The sequence below is a fragment of the Clostridium sp. K13 genome (assembly GCF_019734195.1).
Taxonomy (GTDB): domain Bacteria; phylum Bacillota; class Clostridia; order Clostridiales; family Clostridiaceae; genus Clostridium.
On record NZ_JAASHM010000003.1, the window covers coordinates 100,554 to 115,971 of the forward strand.

The window sequence follows — 15,418 nt, forward strand, 5'->3', positions numbered from 1 at the left end:
GAGAGATTACATATGACTGAAAAGACTATGAAATTTACTGATGAATCTGGAAATAAAGTTGAATATGCTATATTAGAACAAAAATTAATTAATAAAACTGAATATGTTGCAATGGCTCCAGTAAACAACAAAAGTGATGTAGAAATATTTAAAATAGCATTTGATAAAGATTGGAATGAGACATTAGTTCAAGTTGAATCTGAAAATGAATTAAATATGGTTAGACAAGTTTCCAGTATAAAATTCTAAATCACAATAAAAAGATCTATTTACTATAGGTCTTTTTTTATTTTAAAGTAAATAATTATATAAGTTATAATTATATATAGATGATAATTATTATTTATGGTAAGCTATAAAAAGAAAAAATAATTTAGGAGGATATATGAAAAATATAAAGTTAAGTAATAGAACAAAAGGTGTTTTATTTATAATAATGTCTGCATTTGGCTTTGCAATGATGTCTGCATTCGTTAAGCTTTCAGGTGATTTACCTTCATTTCAAAAAACATTTTTTAGAAATATAACATCCTGTGTAATTGCATTTGTATTAATACTTATTAATAAAGAAAGCTTCTTTGGAAAGTTGGAAAATCAAAAAACTCTAATTTTACGCTCACTATTTGGTACATTAGGAATAGTATTTAACTTTTATGCAATAGATAAATTAGTATTATCAGATGCAAATATGTTAAATAAATTAAGTCCATTTTTTGTTATAATATTCTGTGCTATTTTCTTAAAAGAGAAAATAAACCTAAAACAAGGACTAGCTATTCTAGTTGCCTTTATAGGAGCTTTATTTATAATAAAGCCACAATTTAATTTAGATATAATTCCATCTCTTATAGGGGTTTGTGGTGCTATATGTGCAGCAGCGGCTTATACTTGTTTAAGGGTATTAGGAGGCAAAGAAAAATATTATACTATAGTATTCTATTTCTCATTCTTCTCTACAATAGTAATATTACCATTTATGTTAATGGTATATAAGGAAATGTCCCTAATTCAGTTTATTTACTTAATTCTAGCGGGTATTTTTGCTAGTATTGGTCAGTTTGGTATTACTATTGCATATAAATATGCTAAAGCAAAAGAAATATCTATATTTGATTATAGCAATATTATATTCTCAGCAATAATAAGTATAGTTATGTTTGGTGTTTTACCAGATTACTTAAGTGTAATTGGTTATATAATTATATTTGCTGTATCATTATATATGTTTTTATATAATAAAAAATTAGATAAAATCGAAAATAAATAACATAAAAGCTGTGCTTAGTTGAAAGCACAGCTTTTTTTTACATTTATGCTACTTCTAAATACTTATTTATCTATGATATAATAAAAAATTGTAAAGGAGAGGGAATATGTACACTAATAAAAATCCAAATGTTTTAGATGTTCTTCTTAAAGATAGAAATAAAGAAGAGTTAAAAATAGAAATCTATTTAAATAAAATAGATTATAAAGGACAACTTTCTATAGAATTTAAAATTGGTTTAAAAAATACTTCATCTAATAAACTAAATATAATTAGAGATATAAGACAATTTTTAGTTTATTACGAAAATAATATAACATTAAAATATAGCAATGACTTTACCTTTGATATGAGCAAGCAGTATTTCTCTAGCAAGGACATTGCTTTAATTGATTTTATTTATGAACTTTATGAAATGGAAGGTAATAAACCTAAGTATTTAAAATCAAATGATAGATTAATAGAAGGAAAATACATATATCCACCTAAATTTCTAATAAAGGATTTTTTTTATACTATAAAAGATCATCGTACTTATTTTAATGAAGGCTTCTATAGTAGACCTGTTGATTGTGAAATTGTAATTGGTAATCCATATATAGAAATGAATTTAGAATATATAGATAAAGAATATAAGCTACAACTTATGTCTGATTTGCCTATGATTTTAAACAACAATTATAATATCTTATTTAATGGTGCTACTGTATATCTACCACAAAAAAACTTTATTAATAAAATAAAACCCTATTACGAAATTTTCAAAAAAGATAATAAGGTTATTATTCCTAAAACTGAAGAAGAGAGAGTGTTAAAAGAACTTATCCCAACACTTAATAATATAAGTGATAATTTAATATTATCTTCAAATATCAAAAATAAAGTTGTTTTAGCTAAACCAAAGTTCAACTTTTATTTTGATAGAGAAAATAACTTTGTCTTAATGACCTTAAAAGTTCAATATGATAAATATGAATTCAATATATTTAATGAATTTGATGAAAAAATAATATATAGGGATTTTAATAAAGAGCAAGAAATTATGTCTGCTTTAAAAGCTCTTGGCTTTGATTATGTTAACAATAAATATTATTTAACATTAGGTGATGATTACATATATAATTTCTTTAAAAACAAAATTCATGAACTGCAAAACTTTGGTGAAGTTTATTATTCAGAGAATTTTAAAGGTATTCGTAAAATAGATTCTAAAGGCATAATAGGAAATATATCTGCAGGAAAATATGACTATTTTGAATTAAAATTTGATATAAAAGATATACCTGCTTTTGAAATAAGCAATATTTTAAGAGCTTTTAGAGATAATTTAAAATATTATAAACTTGAAAATGGAGATTATCTTGATCTAGAATCAATAGAATTGAATAACTTTTTAAAACTAATAGATAACCTTAATTCTTGTAATTATATAGAAAATAACACTATTGATTTTCATAAAAGCAAAGGATTATATGCAAATGAATTTATAAAAGAAAATAACATTAAGTTTTTAAAAGGTCTAGGTTATTTAAGAACTTTAAAGACCCAATTTAATAATATTAATAAGTTAAAGTATGATATTCCAAAAGAATTTATTGGAGAACTTAGAAAATATCAATATACAGGATACTGTTTTTTAAAAACTTTATACGAACTAGGTTTTGGTGGAATATTAGGTGATGAAATGGGGTTAGGTAAAACTATACAAACTATTTCATTTATAGCCTCTATTAAAGATAAACCATCATTAATTATTGCACCCTCTTCATTAGTATTAAACTGGAAACAAGAGTTTAGTAAATTTGCTCCTGAATTGAATGTAAAACTAATTACAGGTCATAAGGATGATAGAAAGAAACTACTTAATAATATTGATAACTTGGATGTTCTAATAACTACTTATTCAACGTTTAAAAATGATATAGAAACATATTTAAATATTGATTTTAATTGTGTCATATTAGATGAAGCTCAAAATATAAAGAATTACGCATCTCAAAATGCAGTATATGTAAAAAAGCTTAAATGTAAAAGCAGATTTGCCCTTACAGGTACTCCAATAGAAAATTCCTTATTAGAGTTATGGTCTATATTTGATTTTATAATGCCTGGATACTTATTTGATAGGGATACTTTTATAGTAAAGTATTATAGACGTTTTATGGATAATAATGAATTATCAACAGAATTTAAGAATTTGATAAAACCTTTTATATTAAGAAGATTAAAAAAAGATGTTCTTAAAGAGCTTCCAGCTAAAATTGAAAAAATTATTGAAGTAGAACTTCCTAAGTCTCAACAAAAAATATATAGTATTTATAATAATAAAGTTATTGATTTAATTGAAAAGAAAATACGTGATGATGAGTTTTCAAATGGGAAAATAGAAATACTATCATATATAACAAAACTAAGACAAATAGCACTTGATCCAAGTGTTGTTTTAGATAATTATGAAGGAGATAGTGGTAAAATAGATGCTCTAATAGAAATATTAAATCAGGCAAATGATGAAGGACATAAAATACTAGTTTTTTCTCAATTTACATCTGTTTTAAGTAATATAAAAAGGCGATTGGAAATAGAAGGTTTGAAATATTGTTATTTAGATGGTACACTGTCACAGAAGAAAAGAAGTGAAGAGGTAAACAAATTTAATGAAAGTGATATACCTATATTTCTAATAAGCTTAAAAGCGGGAGGTACTGGCTTGAATTTGCAAAGTGCAGATATTGTCATACACTTTGATCCATGGTGGAATCCATCTGTTGAAGCACAGGCTAGTGATAGAGCTCATAGAATAGGACAAAAAAATATTGTTGAAGTTATAAAACTTATAGCTAAAGATACAGTTGAAGAAAAAGTTATTAAGTTACAAAATGAGAAAAAACAATTAATAAATAAAATTCTAGATAATAATTCTCTAGATATTAATAATATTTTTGAATTATCAAAAGATGAAATACTAAGGTTATTTGAATAAATTTAATAATGTTTACTAAAATTTAATAAGAAGAGGTACTCTAATGGAATTAAATAAAGAGTTTTTAGAAAAATATAATGATTTAATGAATGAAGATGTTGAATTAGCTTTAGACTTTTCATTAAATGCACTAAAAGAAAGTAACAACTCAGATTTCTATGCTTATATTGCTGATTGCTATATGTCATTAGATGAATTTGATAAAGCTGTAAATATATTAGAAAAATCATTATCTAATAATTGTACTAACAGTACATATGCTAAAAGTTTATTAGGTGAATCTTTATTTTATTTAAATAAATTTGAAGAAAGTAAATCTATATTTGAAAACTTAAAATTAGAAAATCCAAATAGCTTTTTTGTTACTGCTTACTTAATTGATATAAATATCAATTTAAATAAATACTCAGAAGCTATTAAATTAGGAGAAAATATTTTAAATTCAAATGTACTAAATAGTAATGATACTGCATATATATTAGTTAATCTAGGATGGATTAATTTAAAATACTTAAATAATAATGATGAAGCATTAAAATACTTTAATAAAGCTATTGAAATTGATGAAAATATAGGTAGAGCTTATATTGGATTAGCTGAATACTACTTTAATATAGGAGAATACACTAACGCACTAATAAACTACGAAAAAGCAATAGATTTACAAGAAGGAACAATAGATGTTTACTTTGGTATTGCAATGTGCTATAAGGCATTAAAACAATATGAAGATGCTTTAAGTTATTTAAATATAGTACATGATGCAGACAGCACTAATGAAACATACATAAACGAAATAAAAGAAATAGAAAAATTATAATTTTGAATTAAGTTTAAAAAAAGTGATTATACTAAGGTTGAGGTGATACTTATGTACCAAAGTATAGGAATAAACTTAAGCAAAAATTTAGATGCAGCTACAAAAAGAATAAAAGTTCCTGCTATTACTCAAAGATCATATTATAAGGATTCAGATAATTGCGAAGAAGAATATATTAATCTTTATAAATATAATTGTGATGATAATAACAGTGATTATACTAATGATAATGATTTTGATTATTTAGATGATGATTATAATGAATCTATGGATAGTAATTCAGAATGTGCATGCGGATGTTCTGATTTATTTATGGATAAAATAAAAAACATTGATTCTAAAGTTGTTATTATGGCTGGAGTAGGAGCTTTAATAGGATTTATTGGTTTGTATAAATTGCTTAAAAGAAGATAAAATATTTATAAATATTTTAAAATAAGCGTCGTTAAAAAATTACGACGCTTATTTTATCTAAATATACTTAACCCTATAAATCTATTTATTTTAAAAGGTTATTAAGGAGATTTTTAAATGAAGGAAATTATAATTTGTGTTGATAAAAACGACAATGAAGTAGGGCATATAGAAAAGATGGATGCTCATATAAAAGGACTACTTCATAGAGCCTTATCAATATTTATTTTTAATGAAAAGAATGAACTGTTATTACAAAAAAGATATAGTGGAAAGTATCACTCTCCAGGTCTTTGGACAAATACTTGTTGTACACACCCAAATAAAGATGAAAGTACTGATGATGCAGCTATAAGAAGATTACAAGAAGAAATGGGATTTTCTTGTGATTTAAAAGAAGTATTTTCTTTTATGTACTATATAAAGTTTGATAATGATCTTATTGAACATGAATTTGATCATGTATACTTTGGTAGATACTCTAATGAAATATCAATAAATCCTTTAGAAGTTGAAGATTATAAATGGATATCCTTAGATAATATAAAAGTTGATCTTAAAACTAATCCTGACAATTATACTTTTTGGTTTAAATATATAATAGAAAATCATATAAAAGAAATAGAAGAAAATTTAAACTTTTAAATAAAGCTTTTATACACTGAAACTATTGTAAGTAAATTAATAGTAATATAAAATATTTTATATGAAAATCTAATTATTTTACGAATGAAAGGAAATACACCATATGAATAACCAAAAACCACAAGAATATATAGCAAATATAGCAAAAGCATCATCTTACTTTGCATTAAAGAACGGTCCTATAAAAGACTTATGTAAAGATGGTAAAATTTCTGAAGAGGACATGAATACTATTCAAGCATATATGCAAAATCATTTAGCTTATCTTTATACAGTATTACTTGAAGAAAATAATCTAAAAAAGTTTGACTTAGTAATTAGTACTATGAATAAATTTTATGTTGATGATAAACAAGAAGTATTATTAGAAGATGATGGGTTTGATAAATTTTATGAAAACTTATTTCCACAAGTATCAAATATAACAATTAATAATATAAAAAAATAATGTTGACTTTTACCTAATTTATGGATATTATATTATTAATAAAAGAAATTTAAATTCTTAGACAAGGGATAGTAGTATATTGTAGCTTTATTAAAGAGAGTTAAGGATGGTGGGATCTTAACAAGAAGACTTTATATGAATGGGCCTTAGAGAAGTAAAGGGAAAAGATATCTTAGTACCGGAAACCGTAACCTACACGTTATAGTAGGACAAGTATGATAGTACTTGGTTTTAAGTGATGAAATTTATTATTTATTTTTCATAAATTAGGTGGTACCGCGGATTATTTACTCCGTCCTATATTATAGGACGGAGTTTTTTTATTTATAATAATAAATCAATATTTAAGGAGGTGATTAATATGGTATGAACAATAGCTAAATCAAATATAAAATTTAAAACTCATAATTATTATTTAAATTCAGGGGGAATAAAAATGAAAAGAAATATGAATACAAAAAAAATGGTTATTAACGCTCTTCTTTTAGCTATAGGTGCTATATTACATCAAATTACTCCAGCGCTAGGGTTACCAATGCAACCAGATTTTGCATTAGCCATGCTTTTTATAATAATGATAATTAATAACAATGATTATAAAACATCAATAATTGCTGCAATAATTACAGGTGTATTTACTGCATTAACAACTAAATTTCCTGGAGGTCAGCTTCCTAATATTATAGATAAGATGGTTACTGTAAATTTAATGTATGTTATTTTACTATCTATAAATAAAATAACAGATTCTATAAAAATTAATGAAAGTATTAAGAAAAACTTATTAGTATTAATCAGTTTTCCACTTGGAACATTAATAAGCGGAACTACCTTTTTACTATCAGCTCAATATATAGTTGGATTACCTGCTAAATTTTCAATACTATTTGTTACTATAGTAATTCCAGCTTTAATAATAAATACAATTGGTGGATTTATTCTTTATCAAACAATAAATATATCATTAAAAAGAGTTATAAGAGCCTAAAATTTCAAAACACAGAATGTAAAATTATTATATTCTGTGTTTTTTTATATATTAAATCTAATATTTTTAATAATAATGGTACTATTTATTTAATTAGATAAAATTTGCTACAATGTATTATCAACATAAAAAATACATAAAAATACACTATAAAAACTTAAGCATATAATATTTTATATAAACATATTTTGTCTTAACTATTTCTATAAGGTGAGGTGATTTATGAGTACAATTCATATAGTTACAGGAAATTTTGGAAGCGGCAAAACAGAATTTTCTATTAATTTAGCAATTAAAGAATCCCTTTCAAACAAAAAGACAGCTCTTATTGACATAGATATTGTTAATCCTTATTTTTGCTCTAGAGAATATATCGAAATGCTCACATCTTTATATAATATTACAGTTATAGCACCAAATCCAAAGTTAAATAATGCTGAACTTATGATAATACCTTTTAATATAATGACTTCTTTAAAATCTAATTTTGATTCTATTATTATAGACGTTGGAGGAGATCTTGATGGAGTTAAAGCTCTAATTCAATTAAAAAACGAACTAAAAGATAACTATAAAATGTATTATATTTTTAATACCGCAAGACCTCAAACTAAAAACTATAATAATGCTATTTATCAAATAAAATCATTTGAAAGTTTGTGTAATATGAAGATAACAGATATAGTTTCTAATACTCATTATGGTTCAAATACTAAAATAACTGACATTATTTACGGTGATTCTCAATCTAAATTACTTTCACAAGCATTAAATATAAGTTATTCATATTTACTTTGTTTAAAAGAATTTACACCACTTATTGAAAACCTTATCATTGCTGATATTTTTGAAATTGATAGAAAAGTAAAATTTCCATGGGATTAATTATATAGGAGGTTATTTAATGTTTAAGGTTACTTTTAGAAAAGATAGATGCAAAGGTTGTGAGCTTTGTGTTAATTTTTGCCCTAAAAAGATAATTGATATGGATAAAAAAGTTAACGAAAGTGGTTATTATACTCCAATAATTTCAGAAGAAAATAAAAATATGTGTATTGGTTGTTCTTGCTGTGCTAAAGTTTGTCCAGATTCAGCTATAAGTATAGAAAAAATTCAGGAGGATAGATAACAATGAGTGAAAAGTTTCTTATGAAAGGTAATGAAGTTATAGGCGAAGCTGCTTTAAAAGCTGGCTGTAAATGCTTCTTTGGATATCCTATAACTCCTCAAACCGAAGTTTTAGCTTACTTATCTAAAGAAATGCCTAATAGAGGACGTGTGTTTTTACAAGCAGAAAGTGAAATAGCTGCAATCAATATGATATATGGAGCTGCAGGAACTGGTGTAAGATGTATGACCTCATCTTCTAGCCCTGGTATAAGCTTAATGTCTGAAGGAATATCCTATTTAGTTGGTGCAAGGTTACCTTGTGTAATTATAGATGTAGTTAGAGGTGGTCCAGGATTAGGAGGAATTCAACCTGCTCAAAGTGACTATTTTCAAGCAACTAAAGGTTTAAGTCATGGTGATTTTAATCTTCCTGTTTATGCTCCAAATAGTGTACAAGAAATTTATGATTTAATTCAAGAAGCATTTGATGTAGCATATATTTATCGAACTCCCGTTATGGTTATGGCTGATGGTATGCTAGGACAAATAATGGAACCAATAGAATTTAAGGAAAGAGTTAAAAGACCTCTTCCTGAAAAAACATGGAAGGCTAATGGTTTAAATGGGAGAAAATCTCATAATATAATAAATTCCCTTTATTTAGATCCTTTAGAGCTTGAGAACTTAAACAGTGAACTTCAAAAGACTTATAATATTATAAAAGAAAAAGAAGTTAAATTTGAATTATATAATTGTGATGAAATTTGCGATTTAATACTAATAGCTTATGGAACAACATCAAGAATATGTAAAACAGTTATTAAAGAAGCTAAGGAACTTGGAATAAATCTAGGTTTAATCCGCCCAATTACATTATGGCCATTTCCAAGTGAAATAATAAAAAATGCAGTAACTAAAACAAAAAATGGCTTTTTGTGTATTGAAATGTCCTGTGGTCAAATGGTTGAAGATGTAAAATTAGCTGTAAACGGAAAATCTAATGTAAGCTTTTATGGTCGAACAGGTGGAATAGTTCCTACTCCAGAAGAAATAATAAAATATATTAATTGTAATTGGGGGAGTAATAAATGAATAAAGTTTATGCACCAACTAAAGGCTTAATAGATGTAAAAACACATTATTGTCCTGGTTGTGGACATGGAATAGTTCATAAATTAATTGGAGAAGTACTAGAAGAATTAAATATTTTAGATACAACTATTGCAGTTGCACCTGTTGGTTGTTCTGTTCTTGCATATAATTATTTTGCATGTGATGTTTTTGAGGCAGCTCACGGACGAGCTCCTGCCGTTGCAACAGGAATAAAGAGAGCTAATCCTGACAAAGTAGTATTTACCTACCAAGGGGATGGTGATTTAGCTGCTATAGGAACCGCTGAAATAATCCATGCTGCCGCAAGAGGTGAAAACATAGTAACAATATTTATTAATAATTGTATTTATGGCATGACAGGAGGACAAATGGCACCAACATCTCTTCCTGGGCAAATTACAGAAACAAGTCCTTATGGAAGAGATATTAAAACACAAGGAAACCCATTGAAGATGTCAGAAATAATATCAGTTATTGATGGAGTTTGCTATGTAGAAAGAACTGCAATAAATAGTATAGTAAATATAAATAAAACTAAAAAGGCAATAAAAAAAGCCTTTCAAAACTCAATAAACAAAAAAGGATTTTCATTTATAGAGGTTCTTTCTATTTGTCCAACCAATTGGGGGTTAACCCCTATAGATTCAATGAAATGGCAGACTGATAACATGATTCCTTTTTATCCTTTAGGAATAAAAAAAGATATTTAATAGTGGAGGTAAATAAATCCTATGTATAAAATCATTTTTGCAGGATTTGGTGGTCAAGGTATACAAACTATGAGTAAATTCTTAGCTTATTCAGCTATGGACAATAATTTAAATGTTTCATGGTTGCCTTCTTATGGGCCAGAAATGAGAGGTGGTACATCTAACTGTTCTGTAATATTAGGTAAAGATGAAGTAGCATCTCCAATAATAACTCATGCTGACGCTGTTATCGTAATGAATAATCCTTCATTAGAAAAATTTCAATCATATTTAAAAAAAGATGGGCTCCTAATTATAGATAGTAATTTAGTTACTATAAATACTAATAGAAATGATGTTAAAATAATAAAAGTTCCTTGTGATGATATTGCTACTAGCATAGGAAATAAATCACTAGCTAATATGATTTTATTAGGAAGCTTGATTAATTTAACTAATTTAGTTCCTTTAGATTCACTAATAAATTCTATTAAGTTACATGGAAAACCTAAATATTATGACCTAAATAAACTTGCACTAAATACAGGTTATACTTTTATTAATGATAATATTAACATTTGTTGTTGATATTTATCATTTATTTTGTTAAATTATAAATAAGATTTTTAAATTTAATACCTTCTACAAAATCAATTTGATTTTTGTAGAAGGTAAATTAAAACCCAGGAGGAAACATAATAATGTATATTGCATTTGGAAATAGAGTTTTAGATAGTAATGATATAAAAAATATAATTGAAGAAAACACTGAATTTAAAGTTGTAAAAGATATGAGTAAAGGTTCTAAAAGAGAAGATATAGTTGCTTTTAATTTAAGTGTAAGCATCGATACATTAAATGAAGAAATAGAAGAAAGTGTTGATATTAATGAATTAGATGAAGATGCTTTATTTGATGAATATATGGCATCTACAGAGGAATTAGGCTTTGAACTTGAAGAATATCTACCAGAGGACTCTATAATAGATTTTAAAGCTTATAAGTGGGAACCTTCTGATAATGATATAAAAGCTGTTTTAGTAATGGCTAACGAAGAGCTAGGATATAATAAGCTTAAAGATGTAATGAGAAGATTATTAACTCAAGTTGAGTAAATAAAATATATTAAATAATTAAAGTAATGTTTAAAAGTGTTTAAATTGAAAACAAGTGATATTATTAAAGCAACACAAAATAATGATTATAAAGTGGTAGAAGGCCTTATAAAGGTTTCTAATATTGACTATAGAGATAAGGATGGTAAAACTGCTTTATTTTATGCTGTTTTAGAACACAATATTGATTTATGTAGTTTGCTTATAGAAGAAGGTGCTAATCTTTATATAAAAGATGATAGAAATTTAATGGCTATTCATTATGCTGCTTTATGTAATAATAATGACATAATAAACCTTTTTTATGAACATGACTTTAAATATTCTCTAGATAAAATTAAAAATGAAATTATAGATATAGAAATTAAAGATAAACGTATTTTCCTTAAATTTCTAAAAAAACTTTTTTAAAATAAAACAAGATAAACACTTCCTTTAGTGTCTTATCTTGTTTTTTTGTGATTTTTAATATGAAAAATACTCAAAAAAATGTTACAATAAATGTATACTATGGTTAAATATATATTATTTTCTTGCTTTTAATGTATTATAAATTTAATTTTAGGCTAGAATTATATGACGGGGTGTTTATATGAAAAGTACAGATTTTATTGAGAAATTTGAAATAAATAATAATGATAAGGGCATTTATTCTGTAGATTTATGTCCTATATCTAACACAATACGATTCACAGCAAAATATGATGGCTGTATTTATGCATATGTTGTTGGAGATTTTAATGCTTGGGAAAAATCTGAAGCATATAAATTAAACTGGCAAGTAGATACAAATGATGGTTCCTTAAAAATGATAAAAGAAATTAAATTTCCAAATGGGCTGAAACCCGGGAAGTATAGATATAAATATATATTAATTGACTGTAACGGAAATGAAATATGGATAGATTCGGAAGGAAGTGAAAAAAATAGCTTCAGTTTCATGTGGGAAAAGATAAATGATACATTAAAAATTTACTCATCAAATAATATAGTGACTTACAAAAGACCTGTTGAGTTAATAGGTGTATGTACAGGATTATATGGAAGAATGTCACTACCAGAAATGACATGGTATTTAGAAAATGAAATTGATGGAGCAAAAATTGAAAATGGATATTTAATAGTAAATAATAATGTACCACAAGGTACTGAAATAATTATTTGTGGAAAAGCTATTGATAAAGATTTAATTGCAACAAAGAAAATAATAGTAGAGGATAATAAATATATTGGTACATTAGTACATTTTTATTTAGAAGATAATAATTATCAAGGTCATGATTATATTTGGAATTGTTGGTTATTTGGAGAAAATTGTTCTGGTGAAGAAAGAGATTTTAATTTAAATACAGATTATGGCTTTGCATCATATGTAAAAGAAGATTATTTAATTATTAGAAAAAAACAATGGGGAAATAACTGGATAAACTATTGGGCTGAACAAACTAATACTTATGATTTAAAAGGTCTATACAAAGACGTATATATAATATATGGAGATCAACGAAGATATACTTCTTTAAAATCAGCCATAATAGCAAATCAAACAAATATAAAATTTGCCGTTATAGACGACCATAACAAAGTAAAAGTTTATCTTTCAAGTGAGCCTTTATTAGGACTTGATTTTGAATTATATCTAAATGGTGAAAAGATTGAAGGTACCTCTTCTATAATCAGGGGAAAAGAAGTAATAATAACTAATATACCTAGACATATACGTGCAAATGATTTACTTTTAGTTTCTGCATCTAATACTTATAGACCATATAAAGTTTTATTTAGAAACTATTTAGATAAATTTTATTATTCAAAAGAAGACTTAGGAATAGTTTATTTAAATAATGCAATTTCCTTTAAGCTTTGGGCTCCAACTAGTTATAAAGTTGAACTGTTACTATATAAGGAGTGGTATATTAAAGAAGAGGATGAGTATATTAGTTATCCTATGATATATGACTATAAAACAGGAGTGTATACTACTGTTATAAATAAAGATGATGCAAATGAAATGTATTATCTATATAAGATATACTTTAAAGATGTAGATATGTATGGAAATATATGTGATAAAATAACATATGCAATAGATCCTTATGCAACTTCTGTTTGTGTAAATGGCGATAAAGGATATGTAGTAGATATAAATGATAAGCTTACAAAGCCTTATGGATTTATTAATCATAATATTCCTGAATTAAAAAGCAAAGATGATTCTATTATATATGAAATGCATATTAGAGACTTTACAATTGATGAAAGCTCTGGAGTAAATGATAGCTTAAAAGGTACTTATTTAGGTGCTGTACAGGAAAATACAATATACAAAGATGTTTATACTGGTAAAACTGTAAAAACGGGACTAGATCATTTAATAGAACTAGGAGTAACCCATGTTCATTTAATGCCAGTTTTTGATTTTGGATCAGTAGATGAGCGTTTTCCAAGTTCAAACAATAGAAACTGGGGATATGACCCTAAAAATTTTAATGTACCTGAAGGAAGTTATTCAACAAATCCATATAATCCAATAACAAGAATTATTGAATTAAGAGAAATGATTATGAAATTCCATGAAAAAGGAATAAGGGTTGTTATGGATATGGTCTATAATCATATGATGGGGACTATGAATATGGATAACATTGTGCCAGGATATTACTTTAGAACTGATTATCTTGGAAGATTTACTAATGGCTCTGGTTGTGGAAATGAACTAGCAACTGAAAGACCAATGGTAAGAAAATTTATAATTGATTCATGTATTCATTGGATAAAAAATTATAAAATTGATGGAATGCGTTTTGATTTAATGGAATTATTAGATATAAATACTACTAAAGAAATAGTTCGTAAATCTCGTAAATTTGATTCAAACTTTTTGATTTATGGTGAACCATGGAAGGGTGGAAGTTCACCTTTAATGAATGGTACATTTAAAGGCTCACAAAGAAATGAAAATTTCTCTGTTTTTAATGATACATTTAGGGATGCAATTAGAGGAGATAATAATCCATCAAATGGATTTATAAATGGAAATCAACATAATGCAATTTGTAATTGGAATATAATTGAGGGATTAAAGGGTTCTATTTATACCTTAACTTCAAACCCAAATGAAAGTATAAACTATGCTGATGCCCATGATAACTATACTCTTTGGGATCAAATAGAAAAAAGCCAAAATCAAGCTCTAACTAGAGGCAATTACAGAAAAAATTTAAATATTTATCCATTTAATAATTCCTATGTAAGACAAAACATTTTAGGATTATCAATCCTATTTACAGCTCAAGGAATTCCATTTATCCAATACGGAGCTGAATTATTAAAAACAAAACAAGGTGATCATAATAGTTACAAAAGCAATGATGAAATAAACTCCATAAAATGGAGTGATAAAAATAAATTTATAGATGTATTTAACTATGTTAAAGGATTAATATCTATAAGAAAAAACTTACCATATTTTAATATAGGAAATTCAGATATTATAAAAAACAAAGCAAAATTTGTTTTTGTTAATAATGAAAGTAGTGGTGTTATAATAAATCATATTGACCTAAGTGAGTATGATAAAGGAGAAGTGGTTGTTATTTATAATGCTACAAGCATTGATGATTATGATGTTAATGCATATATACCACCTTCAAAAACTGGCTATTGGAATATTATCGCTAATGATAAAACTGCTGGATTAGATATATTAAAAAAAGTTAAATTAAATGAAGTTCCTAAATTAAAATCATTTTCTATAATGATTTTATGCAATAAAACGGATATGTAATGTTTTTTTATTAGCAGCACTATAAAATATTTTATAGTG

At 25.7% G+C, this 15,418-nt stretch carries 16 protein-coding genes and 1 other annotated feature; all 16 genes read left to right on the plus strand.

Annotated elements, in window-relative coordinates; genetic code table 11:
* Nucleotides 1–12 precede the first annotated feature (12 nt).
* The 16 genes from HCG76_RS03365 to pulA all read left to right on the plus strand — a co-directional run bounded on the left by HCG76_RS03365 (nucleotide 13) and on the right by pulA (nucleotide 15,379).
* The gene (locus tag HCG76_RS03365; protein ID WP_221698640.1) at nucleotides 13–249 is read left to right on the plus strand and encodes a DUF1292 domain-containing protein; all 237 of its coding nucleotides are present in this window, start codon (nucleotides 13–15) and stop codon (nucleotides 247–249) included.
* Nucleotides 250–385: 136 nt separating this feature from the next.
* Nucleotides 386–1,267 carry a DMT family transporter gene (locus HCG76_RS03370; protein ID WP_221698639.1) on the plus strand — a complete coding sequence of 294 codons (882 nt, stop codon included), beginning with the start codon at nucleotides 386–388 and terminating at the stop codon, nucleotides 1,265–1,267.
* 106 nt (nucleotides 1,268–1,373) lie between these two features.
* Nucleotides 1,374–4,250: a DEAD/DEAH box helicase gene (locus tag HCG76_RS03375; protein ID WP_221698638.1), complete on the plus strand. Its 2,877-nt coding sequence runs from the start codon at nucleotides 1,374–1,376 to the stop codon at nucleotides 4,248–4,250.
* 43 nt (nucleotides 4,251–4,293) lie between these two features.
* Nucleotides 4,294–5,070: a tetratricopeptide repeat protein gene (locus tag HCG76_RS03380; protein WP_221698637.1), complete on the plus strand. Its 777-nt coding sequence runs from the start codon at nucleotides 4,294–4,296 to the stop codon at nucleotides 5,068–5,070.
* A gap of 51 nt (nucleotides 5,071–5,121) precedes the next feature.
* Nucleotides 5,122–5,484: a hypothetical protein gene (locus HCG76_RS03385; protein WP_221698636.1), complete on the plus strand. Its 363-nt coding sequence runs from the start codon at nucleotides 5,122–5,124 to the stop codon at nucleotides 5,482–5,484.
* 117 nt (nucleotides 5,485–5,601) lie between these two features.
* A complete protein-coding gene (gene idi / locus HCG76_RS03390; protein ID WP_221698635.1) occupies nucleotides 5,602–6,129 on the plus strand; it encodes an isopentenyl-diphosphate Delta-isomerase in 528 nt (175 codons plus the stop codon).
* Between the two features lie 103 nt (nucleotides 6,130–6,232).
* Nucleotides 6,233–6,577: a hypothetical protein gene (locus HCG76_RS03395; RefSeq protein WP_221698634.1), complete on the plus strand. Its 345-nt coding sequence runs from the start codon at nucleotides 6,233–6,235 to the stop codon at nucleotides 6,575–6,577.
* Nucleotides 6,578–6,626: 49 nt separating this feature from the next.
* Nucleotides 6,627–6,880 (plus strand) — a binding site (T-box leader).
* 133 nt (nucleotides 6,881–7,013) lie between these two features.
* Entirely contained in the window at nucleotides 7,014–7,565 is a 552-nt protein-coding gene (locus HCG76_RS03400; protein ID WP_221698633.1) for a tryptophan transporter, read from the plus strand.
* 222 nt (nucleotides 7,566–7,787) lie between these two features.
* The gene (locus tag HCG76_RS03405; RefSeq protein WP_221698632.1) at nucleotides 7,788–8,450 is read left to right on the plus strand and encodes a nucleotide-binding protein; all 663 of its coding nucleotides are present in this window, start codon (nucleotides 7,788–7,790) and stop codon (nucleotides 8,448–8,450) included.
* A 19-nt stretch (nucleotides 8,451–8,469) separates the two neighbouring features.
* Nucleotides 8,470–8,694, plus strand: a complete 225-nt coding sequence (locus HCG76_RS03410) for a 4Fe-4S binding protein (RefSeq protein WP_221698631.1) — start codon at nucleotides 8,470–8,472, stop codon at nucleotides 8,692–8,694.
* A 2-nt stretch (nucleotides 8,695–8,696) separates the two neighbouring features.
* Entirely contained in the window at nucleotides 8,697–9,767 is a 1,071-nt protein-coding gene (locus HCG76_RS03415) for a 3-methyl-2-oxobutanoate dehydrogenase subunit VorB (protein ID WP_221698630.1), read from the plus strand.
* On the plus strand, nucleotides 9,764–10,498 hold the full coding sequence (locus HCG76_RS03420; protein ID WP_221698629.1) for a thiamine pyrophosphate-dependent enzyme: 735 nt from the start codon (nucleotides 9,764–9,766) through the stop codon (nucleotides 10,496–10,498). The genes HCG76_RS03415 and HCG76_RS03420 overlap by 4 nt, the downstream gene beginning before the upstream one ends.
* A 21-nt stretch (nucleotides 10,499–10,519) precedes the next feature.
* Entirely contained in the window at nucleotides 10,520–11,065 is a 546-nt protein-coding gene (locus tag HCG76_RS03425; protein ID WP_221698628.1) for a 2-oxoacid:acceptor oxidoreductase family protein, read from the plus strand.
* A 113-nt stretch (nucleotides 11,066–11,178) separates the two neighbouring features.
* A complete protein-coding gene (locus HCG76_RS03430; protein WP_221698627.1) occupies nucleotides 11,179–11,592 on the plus strand; it encodes a hypothetical protein in 414 nt (137 codons plus the stop codon).
* A gap of 45 nt (nucleotides 11,593–11,637) precedes the next feature.
* Nucleotides 11,638–12,003 carry an ankyrin repeat domain-containing protein gene (locus HCG76_RS03435; protein ID WP_221698626.1) on the plus strand — a complete coding sequence of 122 codons (366 nt, stop codon included), beginning with the start codon at nucleotides 11,638–11,640 and terminating at the stop codon, nucleotides 12,001–12,003.
* 181 nt (nucleotides 12,004–12,184) lie between these two features.
* Entirely contained in the window at nucleotides 12,185–15,379 is a 3,195-nt protein-coding gene (gene pulA, locus HCG76_RS03440) for a type I pullulanase (protein ID WP_221698625.1), read from the plus strand.
* Nucleotides 15,380–15,418: the final 39 nt, after the last annotated feature.

What these genes read in the sequence shown, in the direction of transcription:
- HCG76_RS03365 (WP_221698640.1), top strand. Translation starts at nt 13, where the DNA reads ATGACTGAAAAGACTATGAAATTTACTGATGAATCTGGAAATAAAGTT.
- HCG76_RS03370 (WP_221698639.1), top strand. Translation starts at nt 386, where the DNA reads ATGAAAAATATAAAGTTAAGTAATAGAACAAAAGGTGTTTTATTTATA.
- HCG76_RS03375 (WP_221698638.1), top strand. Translation starts at nt 1,374, where the DNA reads ATGTACACTAATAAAAATCCAAATGTTTTAGATGTTCTTCTTAAAGAT.
- HCG76_RS03380 (WP_221698637.1), top strand. Translation starts at nt 4,294, where the DNA reads ATGGAATTAAATAAAGAGTTTTTAGAAAAATATAATGATTTAATGAAT.
- HCG76_RS03385 (WP_221698636.1), top strand. Translation starts at nt 5,122, where the DNA reads ATGTACCAAAGTATAGGAATAAACTTAAGCAAAAATTTAGATGCAGCT.
- idi (WP_221698635.1), top strand. Translation starts at nt 5,602, where the DNA reads ATGAAGGAAATTATAATTTGTGTTGATAAAAACGACAATGAAGTAGGG.
- HCG76_RS03395 (WP_221698634.1), top strand. Translation starts at nt 6,233, where the DNA reads ATGAATAACCAAAAACCACAAGAATATATAGCAAATATAGCAAAAGCA.
- HCG76_RS03400 (WP_221698633.1), top strand. Translation starts at nt 7,014, where the DNA reads ATGAAAAGAAATATGAATACAAAAAAAATGGTTATTAACGCTCTTCTT.
- HCG76_RS03405 (WP_221698632.1), top strand. Translation starts at nt 7,788, where the DNA reads ATGAGTACAATTCATATAGTTACAGGAAATTTTGGAAGCGGCAAAACA.
- HCG76_RS03410 (WP_221698631.1), top strand. Translation starts at nt 8,470, where the DNA reads ATGTTTAAGGTTACTTTTAGAAAAGATAGATGCAAAGGTTGTGAGCTT.
- HCG76_RS03415 (WP_221698630.1), top strand. Translation starts at nt 8,697, where the DNA reads ATGAGTGAAAAGTTTCTTATGAAAGGTAATGAAGTTATAGGCGAAGCT.
- HCG76_RS03420 (WP_221698629.1), top strand. Translation starts at nt 9,764, where the DNA reads ATGAATAAAGTTTATGCACCAACTAAAGGCTTAATAGATGTAAAAACA.
- HCG76_RS03425 (WP_221698628.1), top strand. Translation starts at nt 10,520, where the DNA reads ATGTATAAAATCATTTTTGCAGGATTTGGTGGTCAAGGTATACAAACT.
- HCG76_RS03430 (WP_221698627.1), top strand. Translation starts at nt 11,179, where the DNA reads ATGTATATTGCATTTGGAAATAGAGTTTTAGATAGTAATGATATAAAA.
- pulA (WP_221698625.1), top strand. Translation starts at nt 12,185, where the DNA reads ATGAAAAGTACAGATTTTATTGAGAAATTTGAAATAAATAATAATGAT.